Genomic DNA, 21,300 nt, shown 5'->3' on the forward strand with positions numbered 1-21,300 from the left:
TGAGCACCTCTTTTGATAGATTATTTATTGCTTAATGCTTGTATCCAAGTAGCGATTTTCTCTAAATCTTTCTGTGGTACATGACTCATAGGTGCCATGGGTGTGGCAAAGTCAGGCCAATTTTGAGGTTTAGGCTCTTTAATCAAAGCGATTAATTGAGCTACACTGTATTTTCTTTTTGCAATTTCTGTGTAGGCTGGACCTACTGCTCTCTCATTGACTTTGTGACAAGCCAAACAAGTATTTTTTGTTAATAGCGCCATAGCTTCTTTGTCTGAAACCACTTGTTTAGCAGCCGTTTTCTTAGGCCCTGCTTCTTTGGTTTGGTTATCAGGAGTATTGGCCTTGTCGCCCGCATCAATCACATCTTTGGACGGCTTACGCTTTGGAGTGACTAATGGAATGTTGGCTTTTTCTCCTGAAGGAATCTGGTTTAAGGTATAATAACCACTAGCATGAAGTAATGGAATATTTTCTTGAGCTGATAACACACCATCTGGTTTAATGGCATGAACATATCCTTCACGCATTCCATCAATCACCAATCGAACACGTAATCCATCTTCACTCAATTTGGCTCCTCGCACAGCATTATCCTTGCGGTTTACCATAGGACTACCATATACAGGATGGTATTTATATGTATAATTGAAGACTTCATAATTGTTTACGTCTTCTGCCAACTTCTTGTTAGCTGGCTGTGTAAATTCAATTTCAAAACCATCCACCATTGCACGAATAGCTTTCATTTCAAACGGAGTTTTTCCTGTGTAAACTAAGCGCTCTAATCCATAATCTTCTGAACCCACTGAACCCCAACCACGGTTGGTTCCACCAACTAGCATTTGTTGATCTTTACCCCAAGCCATACGTAAAACTCCCGAACGAAAGCCTGAGCGAAATTCAAAACTTGCTCCTTGGTATTTGCCGTTAATTTTTTCCAAGAATACACGAGCAATTTTGGACATACCTTGGTCTCCTACAAAAACTTGCCCAGCAAATGGACCAAATGCTCCTTTGGTTTCATCTGTAATTATTTCAGAGGTAGAAACTCCCATGATACCATGTGGCAACCACACAGCTGGAGATTTAATGCCCATGTTGGGATAGGTTTTTTTACCTAATTCGTAAATGGTTGTCATCGCTTCATCCTTTACGTATTCAGGTTTCACGAATGGATTGTCTTTGGGATCTACTTGAGCAAAGACCATTTCTTTTCTCATTTTTACAGGAGATTCAGGACGATCGGCCCATTTCAAAGAAGCTGGGTGACCTAAGAAATCCCCTTTTTCTACATGAGAAATGAAACCTGAGCCTTGCCAATCCCCTTGGTTATCGCCATAGAAAAATTCTCCATCGACCATACCAATTCCACATGGGGAGCGCATCCCAGCAGCGAAAGGCTCCATTTTCCCATCTGGGGAAATTTTCATAGTCCAACCTCTCCAAGGAACTAAGGATTTTCCAGCCCACCAGTCGCTATTACCAAAACCTACGTTTCCTGTAACATAAAATGATCCATCTGGTCCAATTTTTGGACCGAATGAATATTCATGATAATGGCCTGAGATGGGCCAAGAGTAAACGGTTTGGTATTTGTCTACTTTACCATCTCCATTTTGGTCAACCAATTTGGTTAATTCACCTCGTTGGGCACAATACAGGTAACCATCTTTATAAGCAAGTCCTAATATTTCATGTAAACCACTGGCAAACTTACGGTAGGTAGGTCTTGATGATAAATAGTTTTCAATGATGTACACATCACCACGACGAGTAGAAACAGCTACATCACCATTGGGAAGGCTAACTAAACCTCCCACTTCTAAGGTAATTCCTTCAGGAATTGCCATGCGTACTATTTTATAATAATCATTTTCGGTCGGAGCTTTTTGTGCTAAAACCGTTTGACAGCATAGTAAGCCTAGTACGAAGCAGGCTTTTATGCTATGTGTGAATCGTTGTATGTTCATGACGTATATTCTGAATTTTTACCAAAGAATGGAGTAAGTGATTTTTTCAGCAAGAGGAAGTACCAAAACTTGTCCGGTAGCCGTGGTGCGAATACTCGCTTGTGGGGCTTGGATATAGTAGCTTTGACCATTAATGGCATATAAATCGTTTCCTAGAGATTGGATTGATTTAGCTGAAACTACTTTAAGAGAAGCCTCGGCATTTGGGTTTTTGATGCTTAAAGTTCTCTGAAGGTATTTGTTTTCTATTACTCGAATTTGATCCCGAATTTGAGAACCAAAAATTTCATATTCAAAAGTGGGTAACTCTTGTTCATCTACTTCATATCCTCCAATTTTGAAACCAGCCGTTTCCGAGATGCTATCGCTATCTTTTTCTAAATCAGCAGTTTTCACTACCAAAGGACTAGAACCTAGACTTAATACTGGACCTCTTGGTCTGGATGAACCATCACCTCGATTGTCCCACATGGGTGTTGTATCCAAAAAGTCGCCCTTCCAGATCTGAGCAATTGCCCCATTATCCAAATCATAGGTATAATGTAAATGAGCAGGATTGCCCACGTTCACCGAGTGTACTAACCTTTTGCGGACATCATTTTGTTGTATATCGACAAATGAACGCAATAAAGTAGGTTTAGGAGCATCCAATAAAATAATATCAGAAGGGCCATTGCCTAAGATAAGGGTAGAAGAAGGATGTTGAAAATTGACCATTCGGAAATTAGGACCTTCTATGCCCAAACCTAACATCGGACTCATGTCGGCATCATTTTTATAATAAGTGATTTTGACTGAAGAGTTTCCTGCAGGTAGTTCTACTTCCACATTTTTCTTTCTTCTGTTGGAATATATTGTATCCGATGCTACCATTTGACCATTCACTTGCAAAGTATAATTACCTGCACTGACAAGCTCTAGGTTGTGCTTACCAGCTTTAGGGACGTTTAAGCTAGCTGTGAAAACAGTAGCAAATTCATCATTATTTTTGCTGGCATTCCAAGCTAATTGAGCTTGAGTACCACTAGCGTTGGGCTTTTTGTTGATAAAATCTTTGGGAGATTTGAATTTGCCATAAAAAACTTGGTAGTTAACGGGGCTTAGACTAGCGGCTTGACCATCAAAATCTTTGATTTTCAGGTTTTTGAAGGCTACTGCACCGTGGTCACCTTGAATCATGATGGGTCCACGTGCTACCTCTTTTTCAGAAATAGGACCACCAGTTGGACCACTTAATTCGACATTTTCATGTAAAGTGTAGCCGTTCAATTTGATGAAAAGTACTTTGGCATTACTGATTTTATTTCCTTGGGCATCAAATTTGGGCGCTTGGAATGAAATTTCCATATGCTGCCATAAACCAGGAGCTAAGCAGGCATTTACTCGTGGGGCGTGGCCTTCATATAAGTACTCTTGAGGGATGAATTTTCTTCTTTTGTAAATACCTCCGCAATCGCCTGTGCTTGGATTTTGAACACCCCAGCTGTCCATTAATTGAACTTCATAGCGACCTTGTAAATAAAAACCAGAGTTCGAGTGACTAGCCATCATGAAGTCAAACTCCACATCCATGTCGCCATATTCTTTGGCAGAGATTAAATTAGCTCTGTTTTGAGGTTCAGGTAAGTTGACTAAAATGCCTTGTCCAGGCTGAGTAGTCATGAATTCTTTTTTGTTTAAATCGGCAGAGACTTGACCAGCAATTTGCCAATTGTTTTTACCATTGGATTTCCAAAATCCGAGGTCTTGAAAAGAAACGGGTTCTTTTTGGGCAAGCATTCCAAATTGGATAAATAAGCTGCCTATTCCCAAGAGCCTTGAGAAAAATGTTTTTTGTTTCATAGATGTTTAATGCTAAAAAAAAGAATGGTAAAGGTACGTGTTTTGGTCAATTTTATAAAAAATCCTCTCTTGCGGGATTGAAAACATCAATGAGCTCTCCATCTTCGAGGCAGATTACTCCGTGAATTTCAAGGCTCGGCACAAAGTAGACATCACCGGCTTGAAGTATTTTTTTAACGCCTGAAATACTAACTTCAAATTTTCCTTTAGAAACATAGGAGGCTTGCGTATGAGGATGATGGTGCAAAGTACCAATGGCACCTTGTACAAAATTGACCTTGACCAACATCATTTGATCATTGTGAGCCATGATTTTTCGTTGAATTCCTGGTTCGATGTCTGACCAAGGTATATCCTGATCTTGAATAAGTGTTTGCATGTATAAATTGATAGAATGGAAAGATTTTAGGGTAATTGCTGCATAGCCAAAGCATATCTTTTGCCTAGCTCAGTTGCTGACCAACTGTCGAAATGGATATGATCGCTTTTGGCATTCAAATTTTGAGCTGAAACTAAAGCAATGTGTTTGGCAGGAACATGGAAAGAGCTTAGTAATTGGTTGAAATCCTGGTAGTTTTGATTAAAATAGCCTAATTCTCCCAATACAAATGGTAAGTTTGCTTGTTGGGTTATCTTTCTAATCTGAGCAATTAATGCATTTAATTTATCTTCATACCCAACTCTTTTACTTATTTCTGAATCACTTTCACCTTGATGCCAAAGTATCCCTTTGATAACCCCAAGTTTTTGGGCTGCTAAAATTCGTTGAATTGCATCATCCAATGGATGGGTTTTTGTGGCTTCATCGTAGCCGTTGATTACCCATGAATTGATGGATGATCCACCCACAGCACACGGAACTAATCCAATTTTTACCGTTGGAGATTGCTTAGTCATCTCGATCCCAAAGCTTAAACCAGGTCCTACGCCCACAATACTGGGTTTGTCAAAATGCATCGGATGTTTAGCTTGAATAAATTGATTTTGAGCATTGAGCATCCAAACTCTATCATGATGTTGAGATGCGTAGGGTTCTACCATTTCGCCACGTCCAGCCATATTGGATTGACCCATTAAGATATAAATATGAAAATTAGGATCAGGTGATGATTGGCTCCAGAGAGGAAAACTCAGGAAGCTAATGAGTAAAATGAAAATGTATTTCATGGTTATTTGTTTTTCCAATAATTAGCTAATGTGGAACCATTTATGTTCATCAATGGGCCAAAAATGGCTGCCGGTAAACCCAAGGTGGCCACTTTCCCCATGGCCATGGCTAGACCAGAAGCTAGTCCTGCATTTTGTAAACCGACTTCGATGGCGATGGTTCGACAATCCTTTTCGGGCAAGCCAGTGGCACGACCACCCCAATAACCCAAAACGAAACCAATGGTATTATGAAGTAAACAAGCAAGAACCAACAAAGGACCTACGGAAAGTAAAGAGTTGCGGCCATTTGCTGTAATAATGATGATGATAAATGCGATACTTATCATGGAAATAAGAGGTAATTGTTTTTGAAACCAAGTCCATCTTTTGCCAATCAATTTATTGTAAATGACACCTAAAACAATAGGAATTAAGATAAGCTTAGAAATTTCCCAAACCATGTCCCAGAAATGTATTTCAATTAACTGACCTGCTAAGGTCTTCATTAGGAAAGGAGTAAGGATAGGAGCGAGAAAAGTAGCAATGGAGGTTAAGGTCAATGACAAAGCCACATTCGCTTTGGCTAAATAAGACATCACATTGGATGCCAATCCACAAGGCATACTTCCAACTAAGATGATACCAGCGGCTATTTCTGATGGGAAATCAAAGACTTTAGTTAATCCCCAGCCCACTAGAGGCATGATACTAAAATGCAAAAAGACTCCTAATAAGACGGCTTTGGGGGATTTTAATATTTCTTGAAAATCATGAATACCCATGGTAGATCCCATCCCAAACATGATAAGTTGGAGTAGTGGAATAATGAATATTTTGAATTGAATGCCACCAGCACCAAGAAAAGGACTAGGGTAAATCAAGGTAATGATAACAGCTATGATAATCCAAAATGAAAAGGATATGCCACTGATTAATTTTTTCATAGTAGGTGTATAGACAAAGCAAATATACAATTTCCTAGAATGAATTAAAGAGGCTTTTTTTTCAACGCTGTCAAGGTTCAAAACCTTGACAGCGTTAGAACGAATGGGCATTTAATTTTATTTCAAGGGACTACCATCTTATCAACCTCTTGATATTTTTTTGCGTTTAAATTTCATCCAAATTCCTAAAAATGGAACAAAGACTTTTCAATTTAAAAGGAAAAGCTATCTTTGCTTCCTTCCAACCAACCTATTCATTATGAAATCATTCTTTTGGGGCCTTTGCGCCTTAATTCTTTGCTTTAATTTACAAGCTCAAGAATCATATCAGTTAATTCCCAAGCCAGCTAAATTGACTCCTGTACCGGGGAAATTCCTTTTTCAAAAAAACACGGTCATTACTTTAAGTACACAGGATGAAAGTTTCAATGCTGTGGCAACCATGTTGAAAGATCAAATCAGTTTATCTTCAGGTCTAAATCTTGCAATTAAGTCTAGTTCAGCTAGCTCAAAAGGTGTAGTTTTTGTTCAAAATGCAAGTTTAGGAGATGAAGCATATCGATTAAACATTTCGACAAAAAAGATTGAAATTCAAGCTAAATCGGGGAAAGGTGCATTTTATGCTTTACAAACATTATTTCAATTGATGCCTGCCCAAATTTATTCAAATGTCACTTCAAGCTATGAATTGACAGCACTTGCTTGTCAGATTGAAGATGCTCCACGTTTTTCTTATCGCGGAATGATGTTAGATGTTGGCCGTTATTATTTTCCTGTGAGCTTTATCAAACGTTTTTTGGATTTAATGGCCGTATATAAGTTAAATACTTTTCATTGGCATTTAACGGAAGATCAAGGATGGAGAATTGAAATTAAAAAATACCCCTTGTTAACGAGTGTAAGTTCTGTTCGTAAGGAGACGATGGTAGGTCATTATCGCGATCAAAAATTTGATAATAAACCTTATGGCGGTTTTTATACTCAAGATGAAATCAAGGAAGTAATTGCTTATGCCTCGAAAAAATTCATTACGATTATCCCCGAAATTGAAATGCCAGGTCATTCTCAAGCGGTATTGGCAGCATACCCTGAATTAGGTTGTAACCCTGACAAAATATATCAAGTCGCTACTAAATGGGGAATATCCGAAGATGTATTGTGCCCAAGAGAAGAGACTTTTACATTTATGGAAAATGTCTTGACGGAGGTAATGGCTTTATTTCCTGGTCAATATATCCACATTGGAGGAGACGAGTGCCCTAAGAAACAATGGAAGGAGAGTCGTTTTTGCCAAGACCTAATCAAAAAATTAGGATTGAAAGATGAGCATGAGTTGCAAAGCTATTTTATTCGTCGAATCGATAAATTCGTTACTTCCAAAGGTAAGAAATTATTAGGTTGGGATGAGATTTTAGAAGGCGGATTGTCGCCAAATGCCATGGTAATGTCATGGAGAGGAACCAAAGGAGGCATTGAAGCAGCCAAACAAAATCACGATGTAGTGATGTCGCCTAATAGTTTTTTCTATTTAGACTATTACCAAGCTGATCCTAAAACTCAGCCTTTAGCTATTGGAGGAAACTTAACTTTAGCTAAATCCTATTCTTTTGAACCCGATCTTCCAGAATTAACAGCAGAGGAAGCCAAGCATATTGTAGGTATTCAGGCAAACGTATGGACTGAATATATTAGCACTCCTGCTTATGCGGAATATATGACATTCCCAAGGGCATTGGCCTTATCGGAAATTTCTTGGTCACCAAAACAGCCAAAAGATTACGATGATTTTCTTCGCAGAGTAAAGGGGATATTACCGGGTATGGATGCGCTTAAAATCAATTATTGTCCTGTGGGATTGAAATAAACTAGAGTTGTTGGTTTTTTCCTAAACGTCGTCAAGGTTCCAAACCTTGCCGACGTTGATTTTTAATAGGTCCTGATTTTTTTCATTCAAAAAACCAACGAATGAAATCTGACATTTATTTCTCAATTAATTGATAATCTCCCAATCTGGAATTTTCGCTGAACGATGTTCGCGTTGGAGGATGGTATCCAGCTGAGGAATTAATTCAGGATGTTGATCTGCTACATTATTCTTTTCAAACGGATCTTTTTCTAAATCATAAATCTCCCATGGAGCTTGCTTATTTTTCTTCAAATTGGATTTAACCCCTTTCCATTGTTGAATTCGAATAGCTACTTGACCTGTCTTTTCTGGAAATTCAAAATAGATGAAAGGCCGTTGTTTCTGTTCTCCTTTCTTTAAAATACTGGGTAAAAATGAGAATCCATCGGTATCAGCAACTTGTTGACCTGTTAACTCTGCCAATGTAGCCATCATATCATATTGAACAGATGGGAGAGCATTAATCTGACCTCCAGGAATTACTCCTGGCCAAGAAACAATCAAAGGTTCTCGAATTCCACCTTCATATACATCTTGTTTACGCCCCCTTAAACCAGCAGTGCTTTGGAAAAATTCTGTATCCACTCCACCTACATCAAATGTGGCTCCATTGTCAGATGAGAAAAATACGATGGTCTGACTATCAATTTTATGTTTTTTCAAGGCCTCAATGAGTCGACCTACTTGAGTGTCTAAATAACTAATCATGCCAGCATAAGTGGCTCTCGGATGGGCCGTGGGCGTATATCCTTTTTTACCTAAATAGGCACTATCTGGGAAAGCTCCCAAGTATGGCTTGACGGCTTCATCAGGTGCTTGTAATGACAAATGAGGTAGAGGTAATGGTAAATAGAGAAAAAAGGGTTGGTGTTTGTTTTTTTCAACAAAGTTCAAGGCTTTGTCCATCATTTTATCCACCACATATTCTTTCCCTTGAAACTGCTTGAAATCAACATCTGCTGGAGCTCCTTTTCCTTGAAATTGGTGAACCTGGATGAATTTATTGTTCAGCGTATCCCATTTTCCATTCTCCCATAAATGAGTGGTATAATAATTGTGAGCTTGTTTTTGATCCAATAACCCATAAAAATAGTCAAAACCATGAGCGTTAGGATTCCCCGTTCCATTGGCCATACCTAATCCCCATTTACCGATAGCTGCTGTTTGATAACCCGCGTTTTTCATCAAAGTTCCTATGGTAAAAGTATTGGCTTCCAAAGGCATTTGACCTCTTTCTGTTTCATCTGTAAAACCTCCTAATTCATGATTTCCTCGAATTTGGGAATGGCCGGCATGTTTCCCCGTTAGTAACATGCATCGTGCAGGTGCACATACAGGCGCAGATGTATAATGCTGGGTAAATTTAATTCCTTGTTTGGCTAAGGCATCTAAATAAGGTGTTTTAATGATTTTTTGACCATAGGCACCTAACTCACCATATCCTAAATCATCCGCATAAATGTAAACCACATTGGGCTTTTTGATATGACCAATTTCCCGATTCTCCTTTCCTTTTTTTTGTGTTAAATCATCGCCCAACTCCTCTCTAGCCTGATCGGCTAATTCTAAAAGTTCTTTTACTTTTTCTGGATATTTTGCTTGTACATCATAGCGTTCTCCAGGATCTCTTCTTAAATCATACAGGCCTTGAAGGATAGAAGCATTTTCATTCACTTGACCCGCTAAGCCATCATTGGCAGGAAGGAAACCTTCATAAGTTCTTCCAGGATGAGGTAAAACCAATTTCCAATCCCCTTTTCTGACAGCCTCTAAGTTGTTTTTGCGATAATAATATAGAAAATCTTTTCTAGGCTCAGCTTGCTTGTCACCTTGTAATATTGGCCAAATACTCACCCCATCAATCTTCTTTTTAGGAAGTTTAGCATGTGTCACTTGAACGATTGTTGGCAGCACATCAATCGCAGCTGCCAATTTGTTGGAAATTTGACCAGCCTGAATTTTTCCTTTCCAATAGGCAATGAAAGGGACTCTTTGTCCACCTTCAAACGAAGTGCCTTTCCCTTCTCTAAGTCCATTTGTGGAACCTGCATGATTTCCATAATTTATCCAAGGACCATTGTCGCTGGTGAAAATAACTAAGGTATTTTCTTCCAAATGATTTTTTTTCAAGGTGTTGATAATTTCACCGATCGACCAATCCACTTCCATCATCATGTCTCCATAAAGTCCTTGTTTGCTTTTTCCTTGAAAAGCTGGAGATGCCGCAATAGGAACATGGGGCATGGAATGAGGTAAATAAACAAAAAATGGCTTGTTTTTATTTTTCTCAATGAATTGTACCGAACGCTGCGTCAAAACCCGAGTGATTTGTTCTTGATCTTTTAGATTTCTCAAATAGATACTAGGTTCATTTCCATCATAAATGGAAAGTATGGGCAAGTCTTGCTTATAAGCTCCTGGTTTTGTGATTGGATTTCCTTCTAAATCCACCGGCCACATATCGTTGGAATAAGGAATACCTACATATTCGTCAAAGCCTTGTTGCTTAGGTAAAAACTCTTTTTTATCTCCCAAATGCCATTTCCCAAACATCCCAGTTGCATAACCTTGATCTTTCAAAATTTCAGCAATGGTCTCTTCATCAGGATTTAGGCCAACTGGGGAGTTGGGGAATAAAGCCCCTGATATCCCCACACGATTGGGATAGCACCCTGTTAAAATACCTGCGCGAGAGGCACTACATACAGCCTGAGCAGATAGATAATTGGTAAATCGAATGCCTTGATTAGCCAATTTATCAATGTTGGGCGTTTCATATTGGAGCGCACCATAGCAACTCAAATCTCCATAGCCTAAATCATCCATCAGAACTAATATGACGTTCGGTCTTTTGAACTTAGTGGCTTGGGAAAAACTACTAAATGTGCTAAAAAGGGCTATAACAGTAAATAGCGTGATCTTCTTCATAAACTAGGTTTAGTTTCCGAATTTAAGCAATACTATTTGATTATGCATGGTGTTGATACTCCTGTAGAATCCAAAGAAATTTCTAGAGCTAATAAATCAAACATGGCTAAGCAGGAGAGAGAGCTCAAAAGCTTAGCCATGTTTGGAATGCAAATATAGAATACTAATTATTCAATGCGCCAGCATCGATCCAGGACTTAATCTGGCTGATTTCACAACTAGTGATTTTGGTGGAGGCATTTGGCATAGGAATAAACCCAGTTGAATGATTGACAGACCCATATAGCTTTCCGTTACTGACAACCTTCAGGACATTGGCATGTGTGCTTAGATCAATACCTCCTGATGCCGCAGCGCCACTATGGCAACCTAGGCAATTGGTTTTTAAGATGCTTTGAATCGTTGTAGAAAAGCTAACATTCGTTGTTACGCAAGCACTTCCGCTAGGCTCGCATGAATTATTGAGCGCACCTTGTTTAATCCAGTTGAAAATAGCCGTCTTTGTTTCTGTACTTAGCGCCGCCATGGGTGGAACAGGCATACGCTCATTATCTGTCCGAATGATGCTTTTGTACAATTTACTGTTGCTTGGGTCACCGGCTTTGATCACCTTGATGATATTTGTATAATCAGTTAATTGAACACCTTCTTTTTTACTTATGGCATCATGGCAACCACTCATGGCACAATTGGAAATAATGACAGGAAGAATTTTTTGTTGAAAATAAACCAAATTAGGATCACAGGTCACCGCTGGAGGTGTTATGGGAGGTTCGGTTGGGGTAACAGTAACCACTGGATTTATTGGATTGGTAGGATTCAAATTGACCAAAATGCTTCCAGCAGGGTAGGAGCCAATAATCCACTTTTTGATCGTGCTTACATCACATTTGGACAAAGTCGTGGAGGCATTAGGCATAGGAGAATAGCCAATAGCATGAGTAAGTGAACCATATAATTTGCCATTTTTTATATAAGGTACAATTTTGTCATAACTACTAAAGTCTGCACCTCCTGATATAATGGCTCCACTGTGGCAAGAAGTACAATTATATTGGAGTATGGGCCAAACCGATTTGTCAAAGGTGATGGTATTGGTATCGCAAGTAGAGGTAGAATTTGGTAATTCTACCCCCATATTATTCTCAGTACCTGTTGCGGCAGCAGGTAAAGGACTGTTTTTATCACTTAGGCAAGCCGCCAGAATTAAGGAGACTAAGGGTATTACAAGGAACTTAAATTTCATTTATTTCTTTTGGACAAACTGAATTTTACTTTTTACTTCTATGACTTCCGCAATTTTAGCAAATACAATTTTGGGTATATCAATCTGATAATCTTGCAAACGAATATCAAACTGGCTATTCAATTGTAATTGATTTCCATCCGAAACAATGGTTCCTTTGATCTCAATGGGTTTAGAAACACCATGGATAGTCGCAGTTCCTGAAGCTGTTACTGGATAGGTGCCAGGTTTTTTTAGGTCAACAGTTTCTTTGATTTTTCCTTTAAAGCTAGCCATGGGATATTTCTCACTTTCCAAATAATTCTCATTAAAGTGTTCTTGCATGAGTTTATTGGGGAAAACAAAAGAAGTAATCCGCATTTGAACAGCGATTTCATTGGTAGCTGAATTGATAATGCTATTGACTGTTTTAGATACGGCTTCAATGTTTTCTAAAGGTGTTTTAGAGAAAAATGAAATCTCACCATTCTGAGCTTGATACAATTGAGCTTGGGCAGTATGGAATACTGCCATGGTGCTCATGAGCAAGGTTACTATGAATAAACGTTTCATAAAGGGTTTATTTATGTGTTTTTTTTGCTTCTGGGTCAAAACTGAAAGTCCTTGCGATATTGAATCCATAAAAAATGTCACCATTGTCCCAAGTACCCGTGGTTTGGCCAATAAAATGTTTTTCAATCATGCCTCTGGAGTTAGAGAAATGCAATTGAAATACGTGTCCTCCCGTTTCAATATCAAAGCCCAAGGCAAAAGAATCATGATAAGGGTATACTTCACCTGATTTAGCTAGGTAAGCATTCTTATCCACCAAGTTTTTGTAATACTCAGCGGATAAACTTAAGCGGTTACTTAATTTAAAGCGGCCTCCAAATCCAATAGAAGCAATGTCATTGGCATGAAATGTTGACTCACTTAGATTGTTATGCAAAATGGTGGGCATAACTTGTAAAGATAGCTTTTCATTCATCTTTCGAGCTATTAATACTTGCCCCACATAACTTTGTCGCTGCTGATTATTGTAAAATCGCATCAGTGTTCCACTTGGCATAGTATAACCTGTTGGCATGGAATTGATTGTCAAGCTTCCATATGCGGCAACACTGACAGGCATTTGGTTGGACTGCCTAAGAATCTTGTATTTGGTATAAAAGTCATAGGTTTTTTCAATGGAGGATCTACCTGCCCCTAGTAGCCATTGATCTGTGATACCATATTCAAGACCTAATCGAATTCGTGCCTCATCTAATCCAAAAAAGTTTTCTAAAAATCCAGAATTGACAGCCCCAAAGCGGTGAGATATCCAAAAGTTCAGATGCTTCTTGGCAACCGTTTCAATGGTTTGACCATTAATTAAGCGCGAACCTTTGAAAGTCGCCTGAGTATATACTTTATCTTTAGACGATTCTTTGTCCAACATTTCCATCAAATCATCTTGGGCCATAGTGGTATAACCCATACCACTTAAGAAGAGCAGTAGGAAGGATATTTTCTTCATAAGTATGTTATTTTAAGAGAATACTCTCAGGTTAGTGCCCGTTAAGGCTGTTTTATAAGTAGTTAAACCTCGCGCACCTTCAGCATTCAAGCCTTTACCGTTAATGTCATACATGGCGCCATGTACGGAACAATTAAAGCCACCATTTGCATAGCTTACAGCCACATTTCCCTCATGGGAGCAAACTTGAGTCACTGCCGAAAAGGTGGTTGAGTTGACACGAACTACCACGATTTGATTGACAATGACAAAACCATCAGGATTATTCAATTTCGAATAATCAGTTTTGGTTAGGTCTAAAGTAAAGTCGACACCCGTTGCTGGAGTACCTGCTTTTACGTTAGAGGAAGGCGTAACATTTTCTTCTTTTGAACAAGAACTAAGGCCAGAAGCTGCACAGTAAACAGCTAGAAGAGAGGCTCCTTTGAAGCCCATTGACTTCAAGAATTCATTTCGGCTAAGATTGGTTTTCATATTTATTATAGAACATTAAGGGTTATTAAACGGTTAATGTTAAACAATCTTTTTGAAAATCAATATTATATCCTAGTAAAATTATAGAATTAGGAGTAAACTCTCAGCGAATTTCCAGTTAGCGTTGTTTTATAAGTAGTTAAGCCTCTGCTTCCATTGGCATTTAATCCTTTTCCGCTGGTGTCATACGTAGCACCGTGTTCAGGACAATAAAATCCACCGCCACTGTAGATGACGGCCGCTCTTCCTTCATGAGAACAAATTTGAGTTACTGCTGCAAATGCCGTACTTGAAACTCTAGCTATTACGATGTTTTGTGTAATAACGTAAGAACCGACCGTATTAAGTTTGGAATAGGCTGCTTGACTTAAATCTAGGGTGAAATCGGCTGAAGAGGAAGGGGTAATACCTGTTTCATTTTTACATGAACTCACCGCAGATGCACCGCAATACACAGCTACTAATGATGCTCCTTTTAATCCAAGGGATTTTAGGAATTCATGTCGTTTGATTTTATCAGACATATATTGTTAAGGGGTTTAATGATTTCAAAACTAATGAAACTAACGATTGTTTTAACTGATAAAAGTCATCCATTGATGTGAATTCGATGAATTAACCTAACTTGACTAGGACTACACTTATTGTGAAGATAAGATCTGAATGAATTCTCAAAAAGAATATAGATTCGGTTATATATAATTTTCTAGGCCATGTATTAATTGGTAAAAGTGTATTGTTTCTGTTAATTTCCCATTTTATAACTAGGTAAGATTCAATTGATGGTCATCTTTTTAAATACTCCCTTGAAATACTCATGCATTTTTTTGTGTCTATTCTTGTGGCCTTCTACAATCTTGGCACAATTGAGTCAGCGTCAAAAGGATTCATTAGCGGCTTGTCATGTGCCTTTGCCCTCCAAGCGTGGATTTGTTAAAACGAATTTGGTTCAAAAAAGCATTTCCAAATCATCTGCCTTTCTGGGTATGAAAAAAATCCCATCTGGAGCATTTGATATGGGAGCTCATGATGAAAAAGGTAGAACAGATGAATACCCCGTTCATCGTGTAGCAGTTAAAGCATTTTGGATTGATGAAACTGAAGTGACTAATGCTCAATTTGCGGCATTTGTGGCTGCTACAGGTTACGTAACTACGGCAGAAAAAGCCATTTCATGGGATGAATTAAAAAAACAAGTGCCTGCTGGTACGCCTCGTCCACCAGATTCACTTTTAGCCCCAAGTTCTTTGGTTTTTGTTCCTACCACAGGGCCTGTCAATTTGGTGGATTATAGTCAATGGTGGCAATTTGTGCGCGGTGCCGATTGGCGCCATCCAGAAGGACCTCATTCAACTATAGTCGGGAAAGAAAATCACCCTGTCGTGCAAGTCTCTTGGGATGATGCCCAGGCTTATGCAAGATGGGCTGGAAAACGATTACCTACTGAAGCAGAATGGGAATGGGCTGCACGTGGAGGTCTAAAGAATCTAGAATTTCCATGGGGTTCAGAACCGATCGATTCGGGAGTATTCAAAGCTAATACTTGGCAAGGTAAATTTCCATATAAAGATGAAGCCAAAGACGGATATCAGCATACTACGGCTCCCGTCAAGCAATTTACATCCAATGGTTATGGTTTATATGATATTGCTGGCAATGTCTGGGAATGGTGTTTTGATAATTACCGACATGATTATTACGCCACTTTGAAAAAGAAAGGAACCCTTGTGCTAAATCCCAAAGGTCCCTTGAATAGCTATGATCCAGATGAACCGGGTATTCCTAAAAAAGTGATGCGTGGCGGTTCATTTTTGTGCAATGATTCCTATTGTGCATCTTATCGCAGTTCAGCCCGCATGAAATCAAGTCCAGATTCTGGTCTCATGCACACGGGCTTTCGCTGCGTGAAGGATATTAATTAGTGTTTTTGACTCTTCCTTTTTCAGATTCCAAGCCCGTACTTCTCTCTCGAGCGGCTTTAATACTGGTATTGCCAAATCGATAACTGAAGTTCAAACGGACTACTCGAGTTTCTCCTCTGCTTTTTACAAATACATCTAGATCCGCATATTTAATCGTGGCATTAGGGATTTGAGTGTAGAGAATATCGCTGGCATTCAAACGAAGTGTTCCTTTTTTATTCATAATGGTTTTCTGAATACCGAGATTTAGCGCTCCCCCAGATTGGAAATTGAATGCTTGTTCCAATCCGCCTGTAAAGTATTGACCGCCGACTTCTATTTTAATATCATGTTTCAAACTGAAAGTATGATTGGAATTGAGATATAGCATATTTCCCACAGGATTGATGGAAGTTTGATCTAGTTTCCCCGTTAATTCAACATGATTTAGGTAAATATCTGTATTGCTTGTCCACCATGATTTAATCGGAATAGGAAGAGAAAATCCCAAGCTATAGGTTACTCTTTGAGCTAAATTATCCGTTGTTTGGTAGGTCACGCGCTTTTCTGTGTCTTGTTTCAACAGTTGAGTGATAACTTGATCGGTATGACTATATGCCAATGAAGTGGTATATGCCCCTGCATAAGTATGTGTAAATTCAAATGAATTGGTTAATTGGGGCAGTAAATTAGGGTTACCAACTTCATAGTTGTAATTATCAATGTAGAAAATAAAAGGGTTCATGGAACTGTATTGAGGTCGGTCAATGCGACGGCTGTATTTTAGGCCTAAGTTATTTTTTTTGTTGGCCTCAAACTGGAGAAATGCACTCGGGAAAATTTGGAAATAGGAACGTTTGAAACTAGAATCAGGAACGTTTGACTTATATGAAATGGATTTTCCTTGGGCGATTGTCCATTCCCCTCGTAAGCCCAATTGATAACTCCATTTACCTAATTTTTTATCTTGATTAATGTAAGCCGCATGGATTTGTTCATTGTATTGGAATCGATTACTTAATCCATCAAGGAACGAGTAGGAAGGGTTTTCTTTGGTCCGACTAGTAAATTGTACATCATTATCGGTACTCACCAAACTCGATTTTAAACCCATTCCCCATTTGGTTGTTTTATTGACAGGTAGTACATAATCGGACTTAAATGAATATTGATCAATATTAGATAAGGATTGAGTACGGATAAGGGAATCACTTTTTATCGGATTATTGGTTGCGCCAAACCATTGAGTTAAATAGACGCTTGTCCCTCGATCATGAAAACGAGCATAATCTAGGTCGATAGTAAGTTCTTTCCCCGTGCTATCATAACTATGTTTATAATTGAAATTAGTGGCGAGGTTAGAAAATGGATTATCTAAGGTATTATAGGTGTCTAGTTGACTTAGAAGTTGATTATTCAAATTTCTTTGCGTTGTGCGATTGATTCCATGATACAAATTAGTTTGACTTCTACCTCCAGAGACAAGAAGGCCTAGGGTAGTTTTGGGAGAATAGGTCCAGTCTACTCCAGCTTTTAATTGGGCATTTTGGGCAATGTAATTATAGAAGGAATTGGAATTCCAAACTTCACCTTGCTTAGCGAATTGACGAGTGATATCAATGGTATTCATGTTGGGTTGATGTACATAAGATCCATTACTAAACCAATTCCAATTGCTTTTACGGTAATTGAGATTGAAACCCACTCGTCCTCGCGTATAAAACCCTTGTCCTAAAGTCGCATTTACCGAGCCATTCATGCCCATTTGCGTATTTTTCTTGAGTTTGATGTTTAAGATACCCGCAGTTCCAGCGGCATCATATTTGGCAGATGGATTACTAATAATTTCTAATTGAGCAATTTGATCCGCTCCCAGATTTCGCAAATAATTGTTCAAGTCACTGCCCGTTAGATAAGAGATTTTTCCATCAATCATCACTTTGGCACCTTGTTTGCCCCGAATACTGATGTTCCCATCTTTATCGACGATCACTCCAGGAGATTTTTCAATCACTTCCATGGCCGAATTTCCTGCTGCCATGACAGAGTTTTCTACGTTGACCACCGTTTTGTCCACTAAGTTTTCTATGAATGGCTTAGTTGCTTTGATTTCAACATTGGCCAACTCGGTAGAGGATGGATCCAATTGGATGGTGCCTAGATCAATTTGACTATTGTATTTTATCTCATCCATTTTAATTACACGTGCCTGATAGCCTGTTGATTGAATTTTAAGTGTAAATAGACCTTCAGGTAAATGCTGGGCATTTAGTATTCCTTGTTCATCGGAGATAAAGCCCTTGACTAAAGTGGAATCAGCGCTTTTTCTAAGTAAAATGGAAGCATATGGGATAGCTTGTTTTTTTTCATCGACAATCTTGGCTTTTATACTCGATTGTCCAAACGTAGTTAATTGTATTAAAATAAGATACAGAGTTGTTAATAATAGGTTTTTCATTAGGTGGATTGTTTGATTGGTTTTAATTTGACACAGAAATGCTAGGGTAAAAATTACCTAGGCGTATTAAAAAATAGTGGTGGAGAATAGATAGAAGAATGAGGTTTGGGTCAAAAAATACCTAAACAATATTCTTGTTGAAATCTGGATACAAAAAAACAAGGACGAACCTAGATTCGCCCTTGTCGGAGAGTTAAAAACTGTTAAGCTTTAACATCTTTTAAGAAATTGACTATTAGTTGGTTATGGCATTAGTTGGCACCTTTAACTCGGCCTTTTTCATCATCTAAGCCAGTGTTTCTATTACGAGCACCTTTAACTGCCGTATTACCAAATCGATAAGTGAAATTGAATCGAACGACACGCGTATCATTTCTATTTTTCACAGTTATATCAATGTCACTGTATTTGATAGTTGCCATCGGATTTTGAGTATATAAAATATCGCTGGCGTTTAAGCGGATAGTTCCTTTTTTATTCAAGACTGTTTTTTGGATACCTACGTTCAAAGAACCTCCAGGGCCAAAATTAAAGGCTTGCTCTAATCCACCTGAGAAATATTGTCCACCTAATTCTAGTTTGATGTCATTTTTCAGACTAAACGTGTGGTTGGAGTTGATGTAAAACATATTTCCCACTGGGTTGATTTGTGCTTGATCTACTTTACCCGTTAATTCATTGTGATTCAATTGGATGTCGGTATTACTTGTCCACCATTTTGTTACTGGGATAGGCAAAGAGAAACTTAAGTTGTAAGATGTTCTTTGCGCTAAGTTGGCAGAAGTTTGATACGTTTTACGCGCCTCCGTATCTTGTTTTAATAATTGAGTGATCACATCATCTGTATGGCTATATCCAAAAGTAGTGTTGAATGCTCCTTTGAATGTGTGGGTTAATTCAAATGAATTGGTTAACTGTGGCATCAACATGGGATTACCCACTTGATAAGTATAATTGTCTAGGAAGAAAACGAATGGATTTAAGTCGGAATATCCTGGACGGTTAATTCTGCGGCTATAGTTCAAACCAAAAGTATGGTTTTTGTTTGCTTCATATTGAACGAAGGCACTTGGGAACAATTGTTTGTAATCGCGGTGGAACGAAGAATCTGGAGCAGAATTTCCGTAAGCCATCGATTTTCCATCGGCAATAGTCCATTCTCCACGTAAGCCAATTTGATAACTCCATTTACCCAATTTACGTTCTGTATTTAAATAAACGGCGTGGATTTGTTCCTCATACATAAAGCGGTTACTTTGTTTGTTTAGGAAAGTATAGTCCGCGTCGCTCGCTGTTTTTCCTCTAAACTGAAGGTCGTTATCCGTTTTTACATAACTGGATTTTACACCCATTCCCCATTTACTGGTTTTGCTAATTGGTAATACATAATCAGATTTGAAAGAGTATTGGTCAATGTTGGAAAATGCACCAGTACGTAAAAGGGAGTCATTTTTGATTTTATTAAACTCAGAGCCATACCACTGTGTCAAATAATCATTTTGATTTTTATCCACATAGCGAGCATAATCCAAATCGATGGTTAATTCTTTACCTGTGCTATCAAATGTATGCTTGAAGTTGATGTTGTTAGCAAAGTTATGGAATGGATTATCCATGGAATTATAAGTGTCTAACTTACTCAAGATGGCATTAGTTGCCAGATTACGTTGCGTAGATTGATTTAACCCATTGTTTAACGTAGTTTGGTTTAAGCCTCCAGAGAATAAAACACCTAAAGTTGTTTTTTTGTTGACCGTCCAGTCAGCACCTACTTTCATAGAAGTATAAGTCCCTTTGAATGGGAATTCGGTAGTGGAATTCCAAACTTCATTTTGGGCACGGAAATATCGTGTGATGTTATTATTCTGTAGGTTATTTCTTCCAAAATAGGAGGCATTTCCAAAAATATTCCAGCCATTATTGCGGTAGTTTAAATTTAAACCGGCACTGGAACGAGTATATACTCCCTGACCAATAGTCCCATTAACAGAGCCATTCATGCCCATGTTCACATTCTTCTTCATTTTAATGTTGATGATACCTGCTGTACCAGCAGCATCATATTTGGAAGAAGGATTGGTCATAATTTCTAATTGAGAAATTTGATCAGCAGAAAGATTACGTAAAAAGTTACTCAAATCGTTACCTGATAGATAAGAGATTTTACCATCAATCATTACTTTCACACCTTGCTTTCCTCTTAAACTGATATTACCATCTTTGTCAACAATAACCCCTGGAGAGCGTTCTAATACCTCCATGGCAGAGTTACCAGCGGCCATTACCGAGTTTTCTACATTGACTACAGTTTTATCTAATTGTCTCTCAATAAAAGGTTTAGTTGCTTTAACTACCACTTCATTTAGTTGAGTAGAAACGGGTTCAAGGGCAATAATGCCTAAATCCAATTGGGTGTTGGCATTAACTTCGCCCAGTTTTTTAGAGTAGGCTTTATAGCCTGTGAATTGAATTTTTAAGGTGTAATTACCTTGGGGTAAAGCGGAGGCTTTTAATTCACCATTTTCATCGGTGATAAATCCTTTTACTAAGGTTGAATCACTTGCTTTTCTTAAAAGAACAGAAGCAAAAGGAACTGGCTGATTTTTTTCATCTCGGATTTTAGCCGAAAGTCCGTTATCGGCAAAAGCGAGGAGTGGGGCAACAATGGAAAATAGTGTTGATAAAATAAAGGTTTTCATTAGGCGGATTGAATTAATTTATTGGTTGTTTAACAGAGAACGAGTCGAAGATGCAAACAAGACCTCAAGGGTTGCATGTCTCTCTTTTGACAATGCAAAGCTATACTAGGTACTTTGTTATACATAGTACTATATGACAAACAATAAAATGTTTTGGATGAGTGGTAAATAGCAAGGGCAAATTGTAAAATGCCTGCTAGGACTAGGGGAAATCGATTATCAATAAATTGGACAATAGATATAATTTCTTATTCGTTTGGCTTGTAAAAAAACAACGCTGGCAAG

At 38.4% G+C, this 21,300-nt stretch carries 15 protein-coding genes; 2 read left to right on the forward strand and 13 right to left on the reverse strand.

From position 1 onward, the window contains the following. Window positions 1–20: 20 nt before the first annotated feature. The 5 genes from HME7025_RS03705 to HME7025_RS03725 are packed head-to-tail and all read right to left on the reverse strand — an operon-like array spanning window position 21 to window position 5,908. Window positions 21–1,973 carry a c-type cytochrome gene (locus tag HME7025_RS03705; RefSeq protein WP_226998271.1) on the reverse strand — a complete coding sequence of 651 codons (1,953 nt, stop codon included), beginning with the start codon at window positions 1,971–1,973 and terminating at the stop codon, window positions 21–23. Window positions 1,974–1,991: 18 nt separating this feature from the next. Then, entirely contained in the window at window positions 1,992–3,815 is a 1,824-nt protein-coding gene (locus HME7025_RS03710; protein ID WP_109322351.1) for a family 16 glycoside hydrolase, read from the reverse strand. A 52-nt stretch (window positions 3,816–3,867) separates the two neighbouring features. Continuing rightward, window positions 3,868–4,194, reverse strand: coding sequence for a cupin domain-containing protein (locus tag HME7025_RS03715; protein ID WP_109322352.1), 327 nt, complete (start codon window positions 4,192–4,194; stop codon window positions 3,868–3,870). 26 nt (window positions 4,195–4,220) lie between these two features. Next, window positions 4,221–4,982 (reverse strand): sialate O-acetylesterase, encoded by a 762-nt coding sequence (locus HME7025_RS03720; protein WP_109322353.1) that lies wholly within the window; start codon window positions 4,980–4,982, stop codon window positions 4,221–4,223. A gap of 2 nt (window positions 4,983–4,984) precedes the next feature. Continuing rightward, window positions 4,985–5,908: a bile acid:sodium symporter family protein gene (locus tag HME7025_RS03725; RefSeq protein WP_109324967.1), complete on the reverse strand. Its 924-nt coding sequence runs from the start codon at window positions 5,906–5,908 to the stop codon at window positions 4,985–4,987. A gap of 259 nt (window positions 5,909–6,167) precedes the next feature. Between HME7025_RS03725 and HME7025_RS03730 the strand changes: the two genes are divergently transcribed. Continuing rightward, window positions 6,168–7,772 (forward strand): beta-N-acetylhexosaminidase, encoded by a 1,605-nt coding sequence (locus tag HME7025_RS03730; protein ID WP_109324968.1) that lies wholly within the window; start codon window positions 6,168–6,170, stop codon window positions 7,770–7,772. A gap of 126 nt (window positions 7,773–7,898) precedes the next feature. On the opposite strand, the gene HME7025_RS13575 is transcribed toward HME7025_RS03730, so the two are convergent. From HME7025_RS13575 to HME7025_RS03760, 6 genes are all read right to left on the reverse strand, one after another. After that, window positions 7,899–10,742, reverse strand: a complete 2,844-nt coding sequence (locus tag HME7025_RS13575; protein ID WP_109322354.1) for a sulfatase-like hydrolase/transferase — start codon at window positions 10,740–10,742, stop codon at window positions 7,899–7,901. 163 nt (window positions 10,743–10,905) lie between these two features. After that, a complete protein-coding gene (locus HME7025_RS03740) occupies window positions 10,906–11,988 on the reverse strand; it encodes a c-type cytochrome domain-containing protein (protein ID WP_109322355.1) in 1,083 nt (360 codons plus the stop codon). Beyond that, the gene (locus tag HME7025_RS03745) at window positions 11,989–12,540 is read right to left on the reverse strand and encodes a YceI family protein (protein ID WP_109322356.1); all 552 of its coding nucleotides are present in this window, start codon (window positions 12,538–12,540) and stop codon (window positions 11,989–11,991) included. Window positions 12,541–12,547: 7 nt separating this feature from the next. Then, window positions 12,548–13,483 carry a DUF5777 family beta-barrel protein gene (locus tag HME7025_RS03750; RefSeq protein WP_193495349.1) on the reverse strand — a complete coding sequence of 312 codons (936 nt, stop codon included), beginning with the start codon at window positions 13,481–13,483 and terminating at the stop codon, window positions 12,548–12,550. A gap of 12 nt (window positions 13,484–13,495) precedes the next feature. Continuing rightward, entirely contained in the window at window positions 13,496–13,957 is a 462-nt protein-coding gene (locus HME7025_RS03755) for a QcrA and Rieske domain-containing protein (protein WP_226998272.1), read from the reverse strand. An 89-nt stretch (window positions 13,958–14,046) separates the two neighbouring features. Next, window positions 14,047–14,481, reverse strand: coding sequence for a QcrA and Rieske domain-containing protein (locus tag HME7025_RS03760; protein ID WP_109322359.1), 435 nt, complete (start codon window positions 14,479–14,481; stop codon window positions 14,047–14,049). A 315-nt stretch (window positions 14,482–14,796) separates the two neighbouring features. On the opposite strand from HME7025_RS03760, the gene HME7025_RS03765 reads away from it, so the two are divergent. Next, complete coding sequence (locus HME7025_RS03765) at window positions 14,797–15,879, forward strand: formylglycine-generating enzyme family protein (RefSeq protein ID WP_226998273.1); 1,083 nt, start codon at window positions 14,797–14,799, stop codon at window positions 15,877–15,879. Here HME7025_RS03765 and HME7025_RS03770 read toward each other — a convergent pair. Together HME7025_RS03770 and HME7025_RS03775 are read right to left on the reverse strand one after the other, a co-directional pair. Next, a complete protein-coding gene (locus tag HME7025_RS03770; protein ID WP_109322361.1) occupies window positions 15,872–18,316 on the reverse strand; it encodes an outer membrane beta-barrel family protein in 2,445 nt (814 codons plus the stop codon). The genes HME7025_RS03765 and HME7025_RS03770 overlap by 8 nt on opposite strands. A 251-nt stretch (window positions 18,317–18,567) precedes the next feature. Then, on the reverse strand, window positions 18,568–21,015 hold the full coding sequence (locus HME7025_RS03775; protein WP_109322362.1) for a TonB-dependent receptor domain-containing protein: 2,448 nt from the start codon (window positions 21,013–21,015) through the stop codon (window positions 18,568–18,570). Window positions 21,016–21,300 lie beyond the last annotated feature (285 nt).

Origin of the sequence: Aquirufa nivalisilvae (assembly GCF_003143535.1) — a bacterium.
In the GTDB taxonomy this organism is placed as follows: Bacteria; Bacteroidota; Bacteroidia; order Cytophagales; family Spirosomataceae; genus Aquirufa; species Aquirufa nivalisilvae.